The 17784-nt window shown below is 73.3% G+C and carries 16 protein-coding genes and 1 riboswitch; of the genes, 13 read left to right on the top strand and 3 right to left on the bottom strand.

Going from position 1 to position 17784, the window contains the following annotated elements:
* Positions 1-61 precede the first annotated feature (61 nt).
* The 8 genes from IEX47_RS10875 to atzF all read left to right on the top strand — a co-directional run bounded on the left by IEX47_RS10875 (position 62) and on the right by atzF (position 11097).
* The gene (locus IEX47_RS10875; RefSeq protein WP_229662797.1) at positions 62-1414 is read left to right on the top strand and encodes an MFS transporter; all 1353 of its coding nucleotides are present in this window, start codon (positions 62-64) and stop codon (positions 1412-1414) included.
* A gap of 93 nt (positions 1415-1507) precedes the next feature.
* Entirely contained in the window at positions 1508-2950 is a 1443-nt protein-coding gene (mptB, locus tag IEX47_RS10870; RefSeq protein ID WP_188784007.1) for a polyprenol phosphomannose-dependent alpha 1,6 mannosyltransferase MptB, read from the top strand.
* A 226-nt stretch (positions 2951-3176) separates the two neighbouring features.
* A complete protein-coding gene (ald, locus tag IEX47_RS10865; RefSeq protein WP_188784006.1) occupies positions 3177-4286 on the top strand; it encodes an alanine dehydrogenase in 1110 nt (369 codons plus the stop codon).
* Positions 4287-4395: 109 nt separating this feature from the next.
* Positions 4396-4518, top strand: a riboswitch (guanidine-I (ykkC/yxkD leader).
* Between the two features lie 70 nt (positions 4519-4588).
* Positions 4589-6145 carry an APC family permease gene (locus tag IEX47_RS10860; RefSeq protein WP_188784005.1) on the top strand — a complete coding sequence of 519 codons (1557 nt, stop codon included), beginning with the start codon at positions 4589-4591 and terminating at the stop codon, positions 6143-6145.
* On the top strand, positions 6145-6840 hold the full coding sequence (locus IEX47_RS10855) for a DUF1989 domain-containing protein (RefSeq protein WP_188784004.1): 696 nt from the start codon (positions 6145-6147) through the stop codon (positions 6838-6840). The genes IEX47_RS10860 and IEX47_RS10855 overlap by 1 nt, the downstream gene beginning before the upstream one ends.
* Positions 6837-7475 (top strand): DUF1989 domain-containing protein, encoded by a 639-nt coding sequence (locus IEX47_RS10850; RefSeq protein WP_188784003.1) that lies wholly within the window; start codon positions 6837-6839, stop codon positions 7473-7475. Before IEX47_RS10855 ends, IEX47_RS10850 begins: the two co-directional genes overlap by 4 nt.
* Positions 7476-7486: 11 nt before the next feature.
* On the top strand, positions 7487-9484 hold the full coding sequence (locus IEX47_RS10845; RefSeq protein ID WP_229662796.1) for a 5-oxoprolinase/urea amidolyase family protein: 1998 nt from the start codon (positions 7487-7489) through the stop codon (positions 9482-9484).
* Positions 9481-11097, top strand: coding sequence for an allophanate hydrolase (atzF, locus tag IEX47_RS10840; protein ID WP_188784001.1), 1617 nt, complete (start codon positions 9481-9483; stop codon positions 11095-11097). Before IEX47_RS10845 ends, atzF begins: the two co-directional genes overlap by 4 nt.
* Positions 11098-11106: 9 nt before the next feature.
* Here the strand turns inward: atzF and IEX47_RS10835 are convergent, their stop codons facing one another.
* On the bottom strand, positions 11107-12237 hold the full coding sequence (locus IEX47_RS10835) for a glycosyltransferase (RefSeq protein WP_188784000.1): 1131 nt from the start codon (positions 12235-12237) through the stop codon (positions 11107-11109).
* A gap of 97 nt (positions 12238-12334) precedes the next feature.
* Here IEX47_RS10835 and IEX47_RS10830 point away from each other — a divergent pair, with 97 nt between their 5' ends.
* Complete coding sequence (locus IEX47_RS10830) at positions 12335-13333, top strand: pirin family protein (RefSeq protein ID WP_188783999.1); 999 nt, start codon at positions 12335-12337, stop codon at positions 13331-13333.
* 19 nt (positions 13334-13352) lie between these two features.
* On the opposite strand, the gene IEX47_RS10825 is transcribed toward IEX47_RS10830, so the two are convergent.
* Together IEX47_RS10825 and IEX47_RS10820 are read right to left on the bottom strand one after the other, a co-directional pair.
* A complete protein-coding gene (locus IEX47_RS10825; protein ID WP_188783998.1) occupies positions 13353-13904 on the bottom strand; it encodes a hemerythrin domain-containing protein in 552 nt (183 codons plus the stop codon).
* Positions 13905-14231: 327 nt separating this feature from the next.
* Positions 14232-14588 (bottom strand): TfoX/Sxy family protein, encoded by a 357-nt coding sequence (locus IEX47_RS10820; RefSeq protein WP_188783997.1) that lies wholly within the window; start codon positions 14586-14588, stop codon positions 14232-14234.
* A gap of 37 nt (positions 14589-14625) precedes the next feature.
* Between IEX47_RS10820 and IEX47_RS10815 the strand changes: the two genes are divergently transcribed.
* From IEX47_RS10815 to IEX47_RS10800, 4 genes are all read left to right on the top strand, one after another.
* Positions 14626-15237 carry a DNA-3-methyladenine glycosylase I gene (locus IEX47_RS10815; RefSeq protein WP_188783996.1) on the top strand — a complete coding sequence of 204 codons (612 nt, stop codon included), beginning with the start codon at positions 14626-14628 and terminating at the stop codon, positions 15235-15237.
* Positions 15234-15611 carry a CidA/LrgA family protein gene (locus IEX47_RS10810; protein WP_188783995.1) on the top strand — a complete coding sequence of 126 codons (378 nt, stop codon included), beginning with the start codon at positions 15234-15236 and terminating at the stop codon, positions 15609-15611. The genes IEX47_RS10815 and IEX47_RS10810 overlap by 4 nt, the downstream gene beginning before the upstream one ends.
* Complete coding sequence (locus IEX47_RS10805; RefSeq protein WP_188783994.1) at positions 15608-16318, top strand: LrgB family protein; 711 nt, start codon at positions 15608-15610, stop codon at positions 16316-16318. The genes IEX47_RS10810 and IEX47_RS10805 overlap by 4 nt, the downstream gene beginning before the upstream one ends.
* Positions 16319-16394: 76 nt before the next feature.
* Entirely contained in the window at positions 16395-17783 is a 1389-nt protein-coding gene (locus tag IEX47_RS10800; RefSeq protein WP_188783993.1) for an amidase, read from the top strand.
* Position 17784 lies beyond the last annotated feature (1 nt).

Genomic DNA, 17784 nt, shown 5'->3' with positions numbered 1-17784 from the left:
GGGGCCTTCTGGTTTCCCGGGCCGCGCGGGGCCTGCCGGTTGGCAGTGCCATGCTTTCGGGGTGGACTCCTCGGCCGCCCGCGAACCCCAGCTCCTGCACGACATCGGCCGGCGGCGCGCGTGGGCGATCTGGGCGGCCGCGCTGTCGGCGTACGTGCTGGCGATCTTCCACCGCAGCTCGCTCGGGGTGGCCGGCCTGCTGGCCGCGGACCGGTTCGACATCTCGGCCAGCCAGCTGGCGGCGTTCACCGTCCTCCAGCTCCTCGTGTACGCCGGCCTGCAGATCCCGGTGGGCGTCCTGCTGGACCGCTTCGGCTCGAAGCGGATGATCCTGGCGGGGCTGGCCCTGATGACCGCCGGGCAGCTCGCGTTCGCGTTCACCGACACGTTCGCCGCGGCGCTGGCGGCACGGGCCGTGATCGGCGCGGGCGACGCGATGATCTTCGGCTCGGTGCTGCGGCTGGTGGCGGTCTGGTTCCTGGTCCGGCAGGCGCCGATGGTCGCGCAGTTGACCGGCCAGCTCGGGCAGGTCGGCGCGATCGTCGCGGCCACGCCGCTCAGCGTGGCGCTGCACGCGCTCGGGTGGACGAAGGCGTTCGCCGGCTTCTCGGTCGCGGGCCTCGTGGTCATCGTCGCCGTCGCGCTGCTGGTCAAGGACTCGCCGTACGACGAGCCGGGCCGCGAGGCGACCAAGCTCCGGGCGCTGGCGCGCAGCCTCCGGGTGATCTGGTCGCACCCCACGACCCGGCTGGGCATGTGGTCGCACTTCACCTCGCAGTTCGGCGCGACCGTCTTCTCGCTGCTGTGGGGCTTCCCGTTCCTGGTCTCCGGGGAGGGGCTGAGCCGCGGCACCGCCAGCGGCCTGCTCATGCTGATGACCGGCTGGATCGTGCTGGCCGGCCCGGTCATCGGCCGGGCCGTGACGCGGCACCCGTTCCGGCGCTCGCAGATCGTGCTCGGGGTGGTCGCCGCCAGCGCGGTCGCGTGGGCCGTCGTGCTGCTCTGGCCCGGCCAGGCGCCGCTGTGGCTGCTCGTCGTGCTGGTCTGCGTGATCGCCACCGGTGGCCCCGCGTCGATGGTCGGATTCGAGCTGGCCCGCACGCTCGCCCCGGTGCAGGCGGTCGGGCGGGCCAACGGGCTGGTCAACATCGGCGGCTTCACCGCGTCGCTGCTGACGATGTGGCTGATCGGCGCGGTGCTGGACCTGCGGTCCCCGGCGGGGCCGTCGGCGTACGACCTGGGTGACTTCCGGGTCGCCCTCTCCGTCCAGTACGCCGTGTGGCTGCTCGGCAGCGTGCAGATCGTGCGCTACCGGCGACGGGCGATCGCCCACATGCACCGCCACCATCCCGACGAGCTCGACGCGATGCGCGGCGGCACGCCCGCGGTGCACCTGGGGTTCACCGAGCGCTGATGCCGCCGCTGCACCGGCAGGTGTGACCTGCTGTTGGAGTGTCGTTCACCCGGGCGGGGCGGTCCGGTCGACCGGCGCTCGTACGGTCCGGGCGTGCTGACACGTGGACTCGCCGGCTCCCTCCTCGTCCTCCTCGGGGGCGTGGTCGTCTCGACGCTGCCCGACTCGACCCTGCTGCTGCGCAACGAGCAGCTGGTCGCGCTGCGTGACCACGAGGCGGGTCGGATGCTCGGGCTGGCAGTCGTGCTCGTCGGCCTCGGCATGCTGGCCGCCGCATGGCTCGGACTCTGCCGCACGCTGGCGCGCGACGACCTGCCCGGCGGGCTCGAGCTGGTCCGGCAGGCGACGGTGCTCTGGTCGCTGCCGCTGCTCGTCGCCCCGCCGCTCTTCTCCCGCGACGGCTGGAGCTACGCCGCGCAGGGCGTGATGACGCACATCGGGGTCACGCCGTACGCGTGGGGGCCGAGCATCCTCGACGGCTCGATCGTCGAGGCGGTCGACCCGCGCTGGATGAACACGCTCACGCCGTACGGGCCGGTGCCGTTGGAGGCGGGGTCGTTCGCTGCGAGCATCACCCAGGACCCGTGGCTGCTCGTCATCGCGCACCGCCTCGTCGCGCTGGTCGGCCTCGCGCTGGTCGCCTGGGCGGTCCCGCGGCTCGCGGCGTGGACCGGCGTACGGCCGGCGCTGGCCAGTGCGGTCGCGATCGCCTCGCCGTTCGTCATCGCCAACGGGGTGGGCGGGCTCCACAACGACGTGCTCATGGTCGGGCTGATGGCCGCCGCCCTCGTGGTCGGCGTCGAGCGGAGCTGGCTCTGGGGTGCCGCGCTCGGTGGGCTCGCAGCGGCCGTGAAGCTGCCCGGTGGCCTGGTCTGCCTGCCGATCCTGCTCGCCTCGCTGCCGATGGGGGCGGGGCTCGTGGAGCGGGGGCGCCGTCTCGCGGCGGGCGGAGCGGTCGCGGTCGGGGTGCTCGTCGGCGTCGGGGTCGTCTCCGGGCTCGGCATCGGGTGGGTCCACGCCCTCGGCGTACCGGGGGTCATCTACACGCCGCTCTCGGTCCCGACGTTCCTCGGCGGGTCGCTCGACTCGCTCGCGTCGTTCGCCGGGCTCGGGCTGGCGCCGCACACCTTCGCCGACGCCTTCCGGTCGGTCGCCGCGGTGCTCGGCGTGGTGCTGGTCGGCTGGTTCGCGCTCCGCTGGCCGACCGGCTCACGCGTGCAGGCGCTGCGCGGCACCGTGGTGCTGGTCGGAGGGTTCCTGCTTACCCTGCCGGTGGTCCACCTCTGGTACCTCTCCTGGGTCGTGCCGTTCCTCTGCTCCCTCCGCCTGCCGCGGGCCGCCTCGGTCGTGCTCGTCGCCGTGTCGGTCATGGGCGGCATGGTCGCGCCGCTCGACTCCTCGCTGCACGGCGCCTGGATGCTGGTCATCATGGGCTCGATGTACGTCGCGCTGGTCGCCACGGTCCTGCTGCTCTCGCGCCGCGGTCGTGAGCGGATCCTCCACATCGCCGACGTCGAGTGGCTACCGGTGCCCTGACGGTCGTGCCCTGACGGTCGTGCCCTGACGGTCGTGCCGTGACGGTCGTGCCCTGACGGTCGTGCCGTGACGGTCGTGCCCTGACGGTCGTGGCGTGACGGTCGTGCCCTGACGGTCGTGCCGGGAAGGTCACTGCCGGGTCACGCCGGCCCGGCAGCGTACGGGGGAGGGCACGGTTCGGTCACGACCCTTCCGCCGGCCCCTGCGGCTGAGCATGCTGGCTCCCATGAGGGTGGGAGTTCCGAAGGAGACCAAGAACAACGAGTACCGCGTGGCCATCACGCCGGTCGGTGTGACCGAGCTGGTGGCCCACGGGCACTCCGTCGTCGTGGAGAGCGGGGCCGGCCTCGGCAGCGCCATCCCCGACGAGGAGTACGCCGCGGCAGGCGCGACGCTCGGCTCGGTCGAGGACGCATGGGCCTGCGACATGGTGCTGAAGGTCAAGGAGCCGATCGAGCCGGAGTACGCGCGGATGCGCGAGGGGCTCGTGCTCTTCACCTACCTCCACCTGGCTGCGGACAAGCGGCTGACCGAGGAGCTCGTCGCGCGGAAGGTCACCGCGATCGCCTACGAGACGGTGCAGCTGCCGTCCGGCGGGCTGCCGCTGCTCTACCCGATGTCCGAGGTCGCCGGCTGCCTCGCGCCGCAGGTCGGCGCGCATGCGCTGATGGAGTCGCAGGGCGGTCGCGGGGTGCTGATGGGCGGCGTCGGCGGCGTCGCCCAGGCGAAGGTGGTCATCATCGGCGCCGGCGTCTCCGGGCAGAACGCCGCCAACATCGCCCTCGGCATGGGCGCCGACGTCACGCTGATCGACACCGACCTCGACAAGCTGCGGATGTCCTTCTGGCGCTACAACAACCGGGTGCACGGCCTCGCCTCGTCGCGCCTCGTGATCGAGGAGCAGGTGAAGCAGGCCGACCTCGTGATCGGCGCCGTGCTGATCCCCGGCGCCGCAGCGCCGAAGCTGGTCACCAACGAGCTGGTCGCGCAGATGAAGCCCGGCTCGGTGCTCGTCGACATCGCGATCGACCAGGGCGGCTGCTTCGAGGACTCGCACCCGACGACCCACGCGGACCCGACGTTCAAGGTCCACGACTCGATCTTCTACTGCGTCGCCAACATGCCCGGCGCGGTGCCGCGCACCTCGACGTACGCCCTCACCAACGTCACCCTGCCGTACGCCGTGGCCCTCGCCGACCGCGGCTGGCAGGAGGCGTGCCGGGCCGATTCGGCCCTCGCGCTCGGGGTCAACACCCACGCCGGTGCGCTGGTCTACGCGCCGGTCGCCGAGGCCCACGGCCTGGCGGCCACCCCGCTCGACGACGTCCTGCGCTGAGGTGCGCGGGGGCGCGGGAGGCGCCGTCCCCGAGTTCACACACTTGTTACCGCGAGGGCGACACGGGCGAAACGCCTCCTCGATGAAGTAGTCCATGACCCGCTACCGAGCGGGGCGCCCCTAGGGTTCCGTCTCCCGTGCACACGCTGCCACGGGAGGGCCTGGTCCGAGAGGGGAGGCGGAGCGACGAGGGTGTCGCCCCGTTCCACGGCGGGATAAAAGCCCGGGAGGCCGAATGGCCCCGGCTGCCGTGCGCCCACTCAGGCGTCGCGGTGTCGGGCCTACCGTTTCGGAGGCACCTCTTGTCCACTCATCTCGCCCCTCGCAGTGTCGATGCGGTCAGTGCGACCGATCTCCACACCTTCGGCTACACCCAGCAGCTGGCCCGCCGGGTCGGCAGCTACGCGTCCTTCGCGGCCGGCTTCTCGTTCGTCTCGATCCTGACCACGGTCTTCCAGCTCTTCGGCCTCGGCTACAGCTTCGGCGGCACGGCGTTCTTCTGGACCTGGCCGGCTGTCTTCGCCGGACAGCTCCTCGTCGCCCTCTGCTTCGCGGAGCTGGCCGCGCGCTACCCGCTCTCCGGGGCGATCTTCCAGTGGTCGCGCCGCCTGGGCGGCTCGGTCCTCGGCTGGTTCGCCGGCTGGACGATGATCGTCGCCCAGATCATCACCGTGGCCGCTGCCGCGATCGCGCTGCAGGTCGTGCTCCCGGCGGCGTGGTCCGGCTTCCAGGTGATCGGGACCGACCCGTCGGTCTTCACCGCGGACGGCGCGGCCAACGCCGTCCTCCTCGGCTGCCTGCTGCTGGTCGCCACCACGACGCTCAACGCGGTGTCGGTGCGGATCACCGCGATCGTCAACTCGGTCGGCGTCACCTGCGAGCTGATCGGCGTCGCGCTCCTGGTCGTGCTCCTCCTCGGCCACGCCGAGCGGGGCCCGTCGGTCGTCCTCCACCACACGAACCTGAACGCGACGACGGGCTACGTCGTACCTCTGCTGATCTCGTCGCTGATGGCGGCCTACGTCCTGGTCGGCTTCGACTCCGCGGGCGAGCTGGCCGAGGAGACCCACAAGCCGCGTGCCACCACGCCGCGGACCATCCTGCGCGCCGTCGTCGCCTCCGGCATCGGTGGCGCGTTCCTGCTCCTCGCCGCCCTGATGGCATCGCCGAGCCTGTCGGTCGACGACCTCGGCCTCGGCGGCCTGCCCTACGTCCTGACCAGCCAGCTCGGCACGTTCTGGGGCAAGGTGCTCCTCGTCGACGTGGCGCTCGCGGTCTGCGTCTGCACGCTCGCCATCCAGACGGCGGCCGCCCGGATGATCTTCTCGATGTCGCGCGACGACGTGCTGCCCTTCTCCGCGGCGCTACGCACCATCTCGCCGCGGACCGGCACCCCGGTCCTCGCGACCATCGTCCCGGGCATCGGCGCCGCGCTCTGCCTGCTGGTCAACGTCAAGAACGCCGGCCTCTTCCTGGGCCTGTGCAGCGTCTGCATCATGCTCATGTACATCGCCTACCTGGCGGTCACCGGCGCGATGCTGGTCCGGCGCCTGCGCGGCACCCTCGAGACCGGCGGCACCGACGAGGACGGCAAGCCGCTCTTCTCGATGGGCCCGAAGGTCGGCCTCGTGGTCAACGTGCTCGCCGTCGCCTACGGCGTCTTCATGGCGATCAACCTCGGCCTGCCGCGCGCGGAGGTCTACGACCCGGCCGGCGACGGCTGGTACCTCCACTACCTCCCGCTGCTCACCCTCGCCGTCACGTTCGGCGGCGGCGCGATCGCGTACGCCGTGAAGCGGGTGGACTACCACGCCTCGGTCGCCGTGCCGTTCGCTCAGCTCGAGGGCGAGGGCGCGTGATGGCGCTCTACACCCACGAGGTCCCCGGCGGGGCAGCCTGGTCGACACCCGTGAAGGCGGGCCGGCTGGTCACGCTCACCGCGCTCGGCGACGACGCCAACTGCAGCGTGCTGCTGGTGGGCGCCGACCGGGTCGACCGGATGAACATCCCCGACACCCTCAAGGCCCAGATGTCGGCGCGGATCCTCCCGCCGATGGTGCTCATGTCCGACCGGGGCCTCGCCCTCGCCTCGGTGGTGGCCTCCACGCTCGACTGGCACGACTGCCTCGGCGGCTTCGGCCACGACGCGCACCTGGCCCGCTTCGGCGCGAGCAGCTACCAGGCCGACCGCAACGCCTGGCGGCGCGCGGCGCGCACCGGGCTGGTCAGCGAGCTGACGAAGCACGGGCTCGGGGAGCGCGACCTGCACGCCCCGGTCAACTTCTTCAGCCGGGTGGCGATCGGTGAGGACGGCTCCTCCCTCGCCTTCGTGCCCGGTCACGCGCGTGCCGGCGACACCGTCACGCTCCGCACGGAGCAGGACCTCCTCCTGGTCCTGAGCACGGCCCTGCACCCGATGTCGGCCGCGGACCTGCCCGCGGGTGTGCGGGTGGACGTCGAGCTCGCGCCGGCCGTCGGCACCGACGACGCGTCGTACACGTTCCGGGCGGAGTCCGCACGGGCGCTGGAGATGACCCGGAGGGCAGTGGCATGACCACGCTCGACTCCAGCCCGGCCATCGAGGCCGGGCCCGTTCTCGACGCCACGATCGGGGCCGGTGACGGTGCCCTCGTCCGGGTCCCCGCCGGGGGCCGGCTCCGGATCGTCGACCTCTTCGGCAACCAGGCGGCGGACACGCTGCTCTACGACGCCGACGACATCGACAACCGCTACTCCGCCTTCGACACGATCCGCGAGCAGCAGGCGGTCTTCCTGACCACCGGCTCCCGGCTCCTCTCGACCCGCCTCGACGAGCTCGCCGTGATCACCGACGACACCGTCGGGCGCCACGACACCATCGGCGGCGCCTGCGCCCAGGAGAGCAACGTCATCCGCTACGGCGAGCACGTCCGCCACCAGCACGCCTGCCGCCAGACCTTCCTCGCGTACGGCGCCGCGGCGGGCATTGGGCAGCGCGAGCTCGGCCACAACATCAACTTCTTCATGAACGTGCCGGTGACCCCCGCAGGCGGCCTCCAGTTCGACGACGGGCTCTCTGCCCCGGGCAAGTACGTCGAGCTGACCGCGAGCCGCGACCTGCTGGTGCTGCTCTCCAACTGCCCGCAGCTCAACAACCCCTGCAACGGGTGGGACCCCACGCCGCTGCAGCTGCAGGGGTGGTGGTCGTGATGCTGCATGCCGTGAAGTGCACCGTCGTGGAGGCGGGTGCGCAGACCACGGTCCAGGACGCGACCGGTCGCTGTGGCTACTGGGACGTCGGGGTGCCGCCGTCGGGCGCCTTCGACGACTTCACCTTCGCCCTGGTCAACGCCGCGGTCGGCAACGCCGACACCGCCGCCGGCCTGGAGTGCGTCGTACGTGGCCCCGTGCTGAGCTTCGACGAGGACACCCTGGTCTGCGTCGGCGGTGGCGTGACGGAGGCGACGGTCGACGGGCGCCCGATCGCGAGCGGCGAGGTGGTCCGGGTCCGCGCCGGGGCGACCCTCGACGTCGGTCCGGTCGACGGCCCCGGCATGCGGGGGTACGTCGCGGTGCAGGGCGGCTTCGACGTCCCCCGCGTGCTCGGCAGCCGGGCGACGTTCATCCTCGGTGGCTTCGGCGGCGTCGAGGGACGCCCCGTGGTCTCCGGTGACGTACTGCCACTGGGCCGCCGCGAGAACCAGGCGGCGCCCGGCTCCGTCGCGTCGCTGCTGCCGGAGCTCGCGCACCAGTGGGAGCTGCGGGTGATCCCGGGGCCACACGGTGCCCCGGAGCACCTGACCGACGAGGGCGTGCAGTCCCTCTTCGCGGCCGACTGGCGGGTCGACCACCGCGCGGATCGCACCGGCGTCCGCCTCGTCGGGCCGATGCCCGGCTGGGCACGGACGGACGGCGGCGAGGCGGGGCTGCACCCGAGCAACGTCCACGACTCGGCGTACCCGGTCGGCGGGATCATGCTGTCCGGCGACACCCCGGTCATCGTCGGCAAGGACGGCCCGTCGCTGGGCGGGTTCGTGGTCCCGGCGGCCGTGATCGGCGCCGATCTCTGGAAGGTGGGCCAGCTCCGGCCCGGTGACACGGTCCGGCTCGTGCCGGTGACCCCGGCGCATGCCGAGGTCGCGGCGGCCGAGCGCCGTGACCTGCTCGACGCCGCCCGCGGGCTGACCGATCGGCGTCCCCACACGGTGGCGGTCGAGGGCGCCCCGGACGACGAGCAGCCCGCAGACACCGTGCGGCCCCCCGCGCTGGCCGACCGCCCCGCGGACGGCCACCACCCGGCGTACACGATCAGGCGGTCGGGTGACCGGCACCTCCTGGTCGAGGCGGGCCCGGCCTCGCTCGAGCTGACCATCCGGGTCTGGATCCACCTGCTTGCGGAGGCGCTGCGGGAGGCGGGACCGGCCGGTGTGCTCGAGGTCGTCGAGGGGGTCCGCTCCGTGCTGGTGAAGGTGGACGACGCGGTGCTGCCGCTGCCTGCGCTCGCCGGACGGCTCGTCGAGCTGGCGGCCGGGCTCCCCGATCCCGCGGCGGTCGTGCTCGACGTCCGCGAGGCGACGCTGCCGATGGCGTTCGACCACCCGGAGGCACACGAGGCGATGCGGCGCTACCAGTCCGTCAACCCGACGGCGCCCTGGAGCCCGGACAACGTCGAGTTCATCCGCCGGGTCAACGACCTCCCCGAGCGCGACGACGTCTTCGGGGTGGTCACGGCGGCGACGTACCTCGTGGTCGGCCTGGGCGACGTCTACCTCGGCGCCCCGGTCGCCGTGCCGATCGACCCGCGGCACCGGCTGGTCACGACGAAGTACAACCCCGCCCGGACCTGGACGCCGCAGAACGCCGTGGGCATCGGCGGCATCTATCTCTGCATCTACGGCATGGAGGGGCCCGGCGGCTACCAGCTGGTCGGCCGCACCGTGCCGGTCTGGCGGCTGATCGCGGAGGACCCCACGCGGGATCCGAAGCCCTGGCTGCTGCGCCAGTTCGACCGGATCCGGTTCGTGCCCGTCAGCGCCGAGGAGCTCGCCGCCCAGCGCGCCGAGATCAAGGCGGGCGTGCGCGACCTCGACGTCAAGCCCGCGACCTTCTCGGTCGCCGAGGTGGCGGCGCTCGAGGAGGAGGCCTCGGAGGAGATCGCGCTCGTGCGCGCCCACCGCCGGGCCGCCTTCGACGCCGAGCGGGAGAGGTGGGTCTCGTGAGCGACCAGCCGACCTTCATCCACCGGCTCTCCCCGGAGGAGGTCGCCGGCTTCGCGGCCGCCGCTCCCGACGGGCCGCTGGCCGGCACCACCTTCGCGATCAAGGACAACATCGACCTGGCCGGTGTGCCCACCACGGCGGCCGACCCTCGTCGTACGACGCCGGCGGTGGTCTCCGCGACCGCCGTGCAGCGGCTGCTCGGCGCCGGTGCGGTGCCCGTCGGCAAGACCAACATGGACCAGTACGCCACGGGCCTGGTCGGCACCCGCTCGCCGTACGGCGCGTGCCACTCGGTCTACTCGCTGGACCACGTGAGCGGCGGATCGAGCTCGGGAAGCGCCGTGGCCGTGGCGGCCGGTGAGGCGGAGTTCGCCCTCGCCACCGACACCGCCGGCAGCGGCCGGGTCCCCGCGGCGTTCAACGGGCTGGTCGGGGTCAAGCCGAGCAAGGGACTGGTCCCGACGACCGGTGTCGTGCCGGCCTGTGCCTCGCTCGACTGTGTGACGATCATGGCCCGCACGGTCGCCCGCGGACGTGAGGTGCTCGCGGTGATCGCAGGACCCGACCCGCTGGACCCGTGGTCGCGCACGCTGGAGCAGCGGGCGACGCCCGAGCGGCCGGTGGTGGCGGTGCCCGCCGGTGATCTCGACCTCGACCCGCTGCACCAGGCGGCGTGGGAGCTGTCGGTGGAGCGGGCGCGCGCGCTCTGGGAGGTCGTGGAGGTGGACGTCTCGGCGTTCCTCGAGGCCGCGACGCTGCTGTACGGCGGCCCGTGGGTCGCCGAGCGGCGCCTTGCCTTCGGCGATCTCCTGACCGATGACCCGGCCGTCGACCCGACGGTCCGTGCGATCGTGGCGGGGAGTCCACCGGTGTCGGCGGTCGAGGCGTTCGCGGCCTTCCACCGGCTGGCGGCGCTCGATGCCGCGACCCGGTCCGTGTGGGCCGGCGCGGACGCCCTTCTCCTGCCGGTGACGGCCGCGCACCCGACCCTCGCCGAGGTCGCGGCCGACCCGATCGGGGTCAACTCCCGGCTGGGCCGGTTCACCAACATGACCAACCTGCTCGACCTCTGCGCGGTCGCCTTCCCCGGCCCGGTCCGCGGCGACGGACTGCCGTTCGGCGTCCAGCTGCTGGCGCCGGCAGGTGGTGACCTGGCCCTCCTCGACCTGGCCGCGAGCTGGTGCGGGGAGGAGCCGGCCCGGCCTGCGGGTGGGGACCGGATCGACCTCGTCGTGGCCGGGGCGCACCTGGCGGGGGAGCCGCTCAACGCCGACCTCGTCGCGCGTGGTGGCCGCTTCGTGCGGTCGGCGCGGATGGAGTCCGACTACCGGATGTACGTCGTCGACGGGCCGCTGCCGCGCCCTGGCGTCACCCGGCTGCCCGCCGGAGAGCCGGGGGAGCCGACCGCTCTCGCCGTCGAGGTGTGGTCGTTGCCCGCCACGGCACTGGCCGGCTTCCAGGCCACGATCGCGCCGCCACTCGGGCTCGGACAGGTCGACCTCGCCGACGGCACGCGGGTGCTCGGCTTCCTCTGCAGCGCCGACGGCGTCGATCCGGCGCGCGACATCACGGCGTACGGCGGATGGCGGGCGTGGCGCGCCTCGCTGGCGTGAGCCGGGCGGTCAGCGTGAGGCGGCGACGGCCAGCGGGCGGCTGACCTGTGCGTGGACGCCGAGCATCGTGTCGACGGCGTCGGCCCACGGGAAGAGCTCCGCGCGCTGCCGCGCCGCCGTACGCCGCTCGGTGACGGGCCGGCTCGCCACCCGCAGGACGGCGTCGGCGAGGGAGGCCGGATCGGCGTCGCCCCAGGCGCCGGAGGCAGCGTCGACGAGCTCGCTCGCGCCGCCCGTGCGGGCGGTGACGACGGGGGTGCCGCAGGCGAGCGCCTCGAGCACGGCGAGCCCGAAGGTCTCGCCGGGGCAGACGCTGAGGGCGACGTCGGCGGCCGCGATGCGGGCGGCCAGCTCGGCCCGGCCGGCGACGTGGCCGTGGAAGACGACCGGCGCGCCCGTCGCGATCTCCTCGAGCTCGTCGAGGTGCGGGCCGGTGCCGTAGACGTCCAGCACCACCGGTACGCCGCGGCGGTGCAGCTCGACTGCTGTCGCGACGGCGAGGTGCGGGGACTTCTCGCGGGAGAGCCGGCCGACGTGGACCAGCCGCAGCGGACCGTCGTCCTCCACCGGCGCCGCCGGTGAGGCGGGACGGAAGGTCTCCAGGTCGACGCCGAGCGGCACCTGCACGACCGGGGTGCCGACCGCCGAGGCGACCGCGGAGAACTCCCGCCGGGCGTAGCGCGAGGTCACGACGATCGCGTCGAAGGAGCGCACGAGCACCCGGTTCCACAGCCCGATCGAGACCTTCGCGCCGGTGTCCATGCCGGTGCGCATCGCGAGCATGTCGTCGAGCCGCTCGTGGCTGAAGAGCAGCGAGCCGACGCCGCGGCGCCGCGCCCATCGGGCGACCGGCAGCAAGGTGGACTTGTCGTTGACCTCCACCGAGGTGGGCCCGAACTCCTCGAGCGCGTCGATCACCCGCCAGGGCTCGACGATCAGCCGGTAGCCGCCACCCACCTTCGGTGCGCGGAGCTGCACGACAGTCCCGGCAGCGGTCTCCGAGACCGCGTCGACCGGACCCGGCACGACCAGCAGCCGCTCGACACCCGCAGCCGCGTAACCGGAACCGAGCGCCGCGACCGCCGTCTTCATCCCGCCGGATGCGGGGCCGATGAAGTTGGCGAGCTGGGCGATGCGCATGCGGGCCACCCTGCCCGGCCTCCGTGAACGGCCCGTGAGCGTGCGGTGGCCCGGGATCGACGTACACGAGGCTGCGCCTGCGTGGCACGCTGGGCGCATGAGCAACACCGAGCGTGAGCCGGCCGAGGTCCTCTGTGGTGTGCACGGCGCGGACGGGCCGGGCGTCACCGTCCTCGTGCCGCGCGACGTGCCGCTCGGCGGCCCCCGCGCGATGAACGTACGCCGCACCCTGCCGTCCCGGGAGCGCACGCTGATCGGGGCCTGGTGCTTCGCTGACCACTACGGGCCGGACCCGGTGGCCGAGTCGGGTGGCATGGTCGTGACGCCGCACCCGCACACCGGCCTGGCGACCGTCAGCTGGCTCTTCACCGGCGAGGTGGAGCACCGCGACTCGATCGGCACGGTCGCGATGGTGCGGCCGGGCGAGGTCAACCTGATGACCGCCGGCCGCGGCATCAGCCACTCGGAGATCTCGACGGAGCGCACGACGGTGCTGCACGGCGTGCAGCTGTGGCTGGCGCTGCCCGACGCGCGGCGCGACATGGCGCCGGCGTTCGAGCACTACGCGCCGGAGCCGGTGGTGGGGGAGGGCTGGTCGGCCGCCGTCTTCCTCGGCGACCTCCTCGGCCAGCCCTCCCCGGTCAGCACCCAGACCCCCGTGCTGGGTGCCGAGCTGCGCGTCGAGGCGGGCACGACGCTCCGCCTCGACGTCGACGCGTCGTTCGAGCACGGGCTGCTGGTGGACCACGGTGTGGTGACGTTCGCGGGGCAGGAGCTGAAGCCGGCGGAGCTGGGCTACCTCGCGCCGGGGTGCACGACGCTCGAGATCACTGCGCACGAGGACGCCCTGCTGGTGCTCCTCGGCGGGCCGCCGTTCGGCGAGCAGCTGGTCATGTGGTGGAACTTCGTAGGCCGCAGCCACGAGGACGTCGTCGCCTCCCGCGACCAGTGGCAGGCCCAGATCACCCGCGACGGAGAGGTCGTCGGCGACAGCCAGGAGGTCGCGCCGGGACGGTTCGGTGTGGTGGCGGGTGACCACACACCGCCCATCCCGGCGCCCCCGCTGCCCAACCTCCGTCTCAGGCCGCGAGGCTGATCACGCAGGGCCTCGACGATCAGCCGAGGACCTTCGCGATCGCGTCCTTGGTCCGGTCGACCACGCTCGCGAGCGGGCCGACCATCAGCTGCGACGTGGCGCCGCTGCCCAGCGTCGGGTGTGGCCGGGTCGGTGCGACCTGCTCGACCGCCTCGACGGCCCGGGCCATCTGCGCCTGCATCGCGTCGTCGTTCTCGTTGCGGATCAGCGGGAACTCCTCCCGCTCCTCGTACTCGATGTGCTGGCGGACCTGCACCCGCAGGTTCTCCAGCTTCTCCGGGAACGCCGGGTCGTCGACGTCGCTGTCGTCGAGCTCCGCGAGGAGGCCCTTGAGCACGTCCTCCTCGGCGACGCGGTCGTCGACGACGGTCGAGCCGTCGACGCCGGCGCGGGCGATCGGGTGGGTGACCAGCTCCTCCGCGGTCTCGTGGACGGCCAGGTAGCGCCGCAGCTCCTCGAAGGTCTCCTGCCTGCGGCCGCCGTCGGGCGCCGCGAGGACACGGTCGAAGAGGTCCTGGATGTGCTGGTGCTGCTCGTGGAGCAGGTCGGTCACGTGCTTCGTGGTGGGCACGTCGTTCGCCTCCTTGGTTGGGGTGCGTACCCGCGCGACGTACCCCTGCTCCCGGACGCGAAACAGGGGCCGGCCCGGAAGACTCGGACCCGCCCCTGTCGGGTCTGCTCAGCCCTGCTGGGCGGCCATCCACTTCTTCTGGGCACGGGCGGCGAGGCCGGGGAACGCCTTGAAGAGCTGCATCGGCAGCCAGCCGAAGAAGCCGTGGGTCACGCCGTCGCGCACGAGGGCGTACTTCGGCTTGGCGTCGGGCGCCCTGTCCGGGCCACCGAGGGCGGTCGCGAAGGCGCACTTGCCGTCGAACGCGTCTGCTCGCTCATCTGCTTCTCACTTCTTCCTCGGGGTCTTGGGCGGAAGTGTGCCGATGTACGCCGCGGCGCGGGCGAACCACGCCGACATCTCCTCGTCGCTGAACGACTCCGGCAGCGTGAGCCAGCCGCTCATCGGCCGCTCCGCCGGACCGAAGGGGCCACCGCCGGCAGCCGCGAGCTCCGCGGCGTCCTCCGGCGCCAGCTTCACGCCGTACGTCGGGGCGAAGAGGCCGGCGAACATGTTGCCGTTCACGAACGCGCCGAGCTGGCCGAACATCGGCTTCACGACGACCTCCGGGTTCGCGAGCACCAGGGGCTCTGCGAGGTCGCGGAAGTGCTGCTTCATCTCGTCGGTGGCCTTGGGCATCTCCATGGCGGCAGTCTGCACCCGGTGGGAGAGGATGTCGCCCATGAGCGACCTGGTGCTGGGTGAGGACGGCCTGCTGCGCTGCCGCTGGGCGGGCGCGGGGGAGATGCGCGCCTACCACGACACCGAGTGGGGCCGCCCGGTCAGCGGCGACGTCGCGGTCTTCGAGCGGCTGACGCTCGAGGCGTTCCAGTCCGGGCTCAGCTGGGCGATCATCCTGCGCAAGCGTGACGGCTTCCGGGCGGCGTTCGACGGCTTCGACCCCCACAGCATCGCGGCGTACGACGAGGTCGACCGGGCCCGCCTCCTCGCCGACGCCGGCATCGTGCGCAACCGGCTGAAGGTCGACGCGACGATCACCAACGCCCGCGCGCTCCTGGACCTGTGGGACGCGGAGGGCGAAGGTGCGCTGGCCCGGCTCGCCGCCGCGCACGCGCCCGATCCCCGCCCCGCGCCGGCCTCCTTCGCCGAGGTCCCGGGGCAGGTGCCCGAGAGCCTCGCGTTGAGCAAGGCCCTGAAGAAGCGGGGCTTCGTCTTCGTCGGCCCGACCACGATGTACGCCCTGATGCAGGCCCTCGGCCTCGCCAACGACCACCTCGACGGGTGCGTCGCGCGGGAGGCTGCCGGGGCGGCGCCCACCGGGGAGTCAGCGTGATCAACGGACTGCTCTGGCTCCTCGGCTTCCAGCTCGCGGGCGAGGTGGTGGTGCGCTCGCTCGACCTGACCGTGCCCGGCCCGGTGATGGGCATGGTGCTGCTCTTCGTCGTGCTCCAGCTCCGCCGGCCGCCCGCCAGTGCCAACCTCTTCCGCGCCGCCGACGGGCTGCTCAAGCACCTGCAGCTCCTCTTCATCCCGGCGGGCGTCGGCGTCGTGACGCTGCTCCACGTGGTCGGCGAGCAGCCGGTGCCGATCGTGGGCGCCCTGCTGGTCTCCTGGCTCGCCGGCATCGTCACCGTCGGCTGGCTGACGACCCTCCTGCTCGGCCGCTCGTCGGGCTCGTCGGGCGCGTCCGTGGGAGGTGCCCGATGACCGATGCCCTCGACTGGCTCCGGACCTCGCCCCTGCTGGGCCTCTTCCTCACGCTCCTCGGCTACCGCCTCGGCCAGGAGCTGCAGAAGCGCGTCCCGGCAGCGTGGAAGGCGGTCGCCCAGCCGGTCGTGGTGGCGCTGGTCGTCATCGGTCTCGCCCTCTGGGCCCTCGACCTCTCCTACGAGCAGTACCTCGTGGGCGGCAGCATCATCGGCTTCTTCCTCGGCCCCGCCACGGTCGCGCTCGCGGTGCCGCTACACCGCCAGGCCCACCACCTGGGGCGGATGTTCGTGCCGATGGTGGTCGCGCTCCCGGTCGGTGCGGTGGTCAGCATCACCACCGGCGTCCTCGCCGTCCGCCTGCTCGGCGGCGACCACGTCCTCGAGCTGACGATGGCGCCCAAGGCGGCGACGACCCCGGTCAGCCTCGCCGTCTCGGGCGCGATCGGGGGCCTGCCCGCGCTCACCGCGGTCCTCGCGATCGTCACCGGCATCGTCGGCGCGGTCGCCGGGCCGGCCGTCCTCGACCTCGTCCGGGTCCGCGACCGGCGGGCGCGCGGCCTCGCCATCGGCGCCTCCAGTCACGGCATCGGCACCTCCCGCGCGCTGCGCGAGCACCCCACCGAGGGCGCTTTCTCCGGGCTTGCCATGGGGCTGACCGCGCTGCTGGTCAGCCTGCTGACGCCCGTCGTCCTGCTCCTCCTGTGACGCCGGACGGCCGACGCATATGACTCACGGGTCATACCGATGCCGTGCGGCTGGTCCCGGGCGCTAGGGTCGGCCCATGGCCCGCGTCCACGCCTTCACCGATGACCTCCTCGCCGACCACGACGCGGTGGGGCTGGTCCAGCTCCTCCGCAGCGGCGCAGTCGCCCCCCACGAGCTCGCGGCCGCCGTCCGGGCCCGCATCGAGGCGGTCGACCCGACGCTCAACGGCCTCGCCCACCCGGCGTACGACGAGGTGTGGACGCCCAACGACGGCTTCTTCGCCGGCCTGCCGACGCTGGTGAAGGACAACGTCGACGTCGCGGGGCTGCCGACGCGGCACGGCACCGACGCCTTCCCGGCGCGGGAGGCGAAGGCCGACGGTGACTGGGTCCGCATGCTCCGCGCGATCGGCCTGCACCCCGTCGGCAAGAGCCGGCTGTCGGAGTTCGGCTTCAGTGCGTCCGCCGAGCACCCGCGCCTCGGACCGGTCCGCAACCCGTGGAACCCGGACCACACCGCCGGTGCCTCCAGCAGCGGTGCGGCGGCCTTCGTCGCAGCCGGCGCACTGCCGCTCGCCCATGCCAACGACGGCGGCGGCTCGATCCGGATTCCGGCCTCGGCCTGCGGACTCGTCGGCCTCAAGCCGACCCGCAACCGCACCCTGCAGGACAGGATGATGCGCGACATGCCGGTCCGCATCGTCTCCGACGGCGTCGTGACCCGCAGCGTGCGCGACACCGCCGCGTTCCTCCGCGAGGCGGAGCGCCACTGGCGCAACCCGAAGCTCCCGCCCGTCGGCGACGTCACGGCGCCCTCCGCCGAGCGCCTGCGGATCGCCGTCGTCACCAGCTCCGTCGGCCGCGAGGCGAGCCCCGAGGTGCGCGAGCTGACCCTCAAGACCGCCGCGCTGCTCGAGGGGCTCGGCCACCACGTCGAGGAGGTCGAGCCCCCGGTGCCGGCGACGTTCCCCGACGACTTCCTCCTCTACTGGGCCTTCCTCGCCACGGTCATCGTGCGCACGTCGCGCCTCCGCTTCGGCAAGGAGGTCGACCCGACCCGCTTCGACAACCTCACCCTCGGCCTGGCCCGCCACGGCCTGCGCAACACCCCGAAGGTTCCGCTCGCGATCGCACGGCTGGCCCGCTCCGGCCGCACGTCCGCCGCCTTCTACCGGTCGTACGACGTCGCCCTCACGCCGACCGTCGCCCAGGCGACGCCGCTCATCGGCCACCTCGACCCCGCGCTGCCCTACGACGCGATCATCGACCGCCTCATGGACTGGGTCGCCTTCACGCCCCTGCAGAACGCCACCGGTGACCCCGCCATCTCCCTCCCGCTCGCGCAGACCGCGGAGGGCCTGCCGCTCGGCATGATGTTCGCCGCCGCCGCGGGCCAGGAGGCGCGACTGCTCGGCCTGGCCCACGAGCTCGAGCAGGCGCAGCCGTTCGCGCGGATCCAGGCCTGAG

The sequence above is a fragment of the Nocardioides phosphati genome, assembly GCF_014646375.1.
GTDB lineage: Bacteria > Actinomycetota > Actinomycetes > Propionibacteriales > Nocardioidaceae > Nocardioides > Nocardioides phosphati.
The sequence above is the reverse complement of the archived record's forward strand: the minus strand, read 5'-3'. Positions and strand labels throughout refer to the sequence as shown.

Excerpts from the sequence above, each read along its gene's own strand:
- ald (WP_188784006.1), top strand. The coding sequence starts at position 3,177 with ATGAGGGTGGGAGTTCCGAAGGAGACCAAGAACAACGAGTACCGCGTG.
- IEX47_RS10855 (WP_188784004.1), top strand. The coding sequence starts at position 6,145 with ATGGCGCTCTACACCCACGAGGTCCCCGGCGGGGCAGCCTGGTCGACA.
- IEX47_RS10850 (WP_188784003.1), top strand. The coding sequence starts at position 6,837 with ATGACCACGCTCGACTCCAGCCCGGCCATCGAGGCCGGGCCCGTTCTC.
- IEX47_RS10835 (WP_188784000.1), bottom strand. The coding sequence starts at position 12,237 with ATGCGCATCGCCCAGCTCGCCAACTTCATCGGCCCCGCATCCGGCGGG.
- IEX47_RS10830 (WP_188783999.1), top strand. The coding sequence starts at position 12,335 with ATGAGCAACACCGAGCGTGAGCCGGCCGAGGTCCTCTGTGGTGTGCAC.
- IEX47_RS10820 (WP_188783997.1), bottom strand. The coding sequence starts at position 14,588 with ATGGAGATGCCCAAGGCCACCGACGAGATGAAGCAGCACTTCCGCGAC.
- IEX47_RS10815 (WP_188783996.1), top strand. The coding sequence starts at position 14,626 with ATGAGCGACCTGGTGCTGGGTGAGGACGGCCTGCTGCGCTGCCGCTGG.
- IEX47_RS10805 (WP_188783994.1), top strand. The coding sequence starts at position 15,608 with ATGACCGATGCCCTCGACTGGCTCCGGACCTCGCCCCTGCTGGGCCTC.
- IEX47_RS10800 (WP_188783993.1), top strand. The coding sequence starts at position 16,395 with ATGGCCCGCGTCCACGCCTTCACCGATGACCTCCTCGCCGACCACGAC.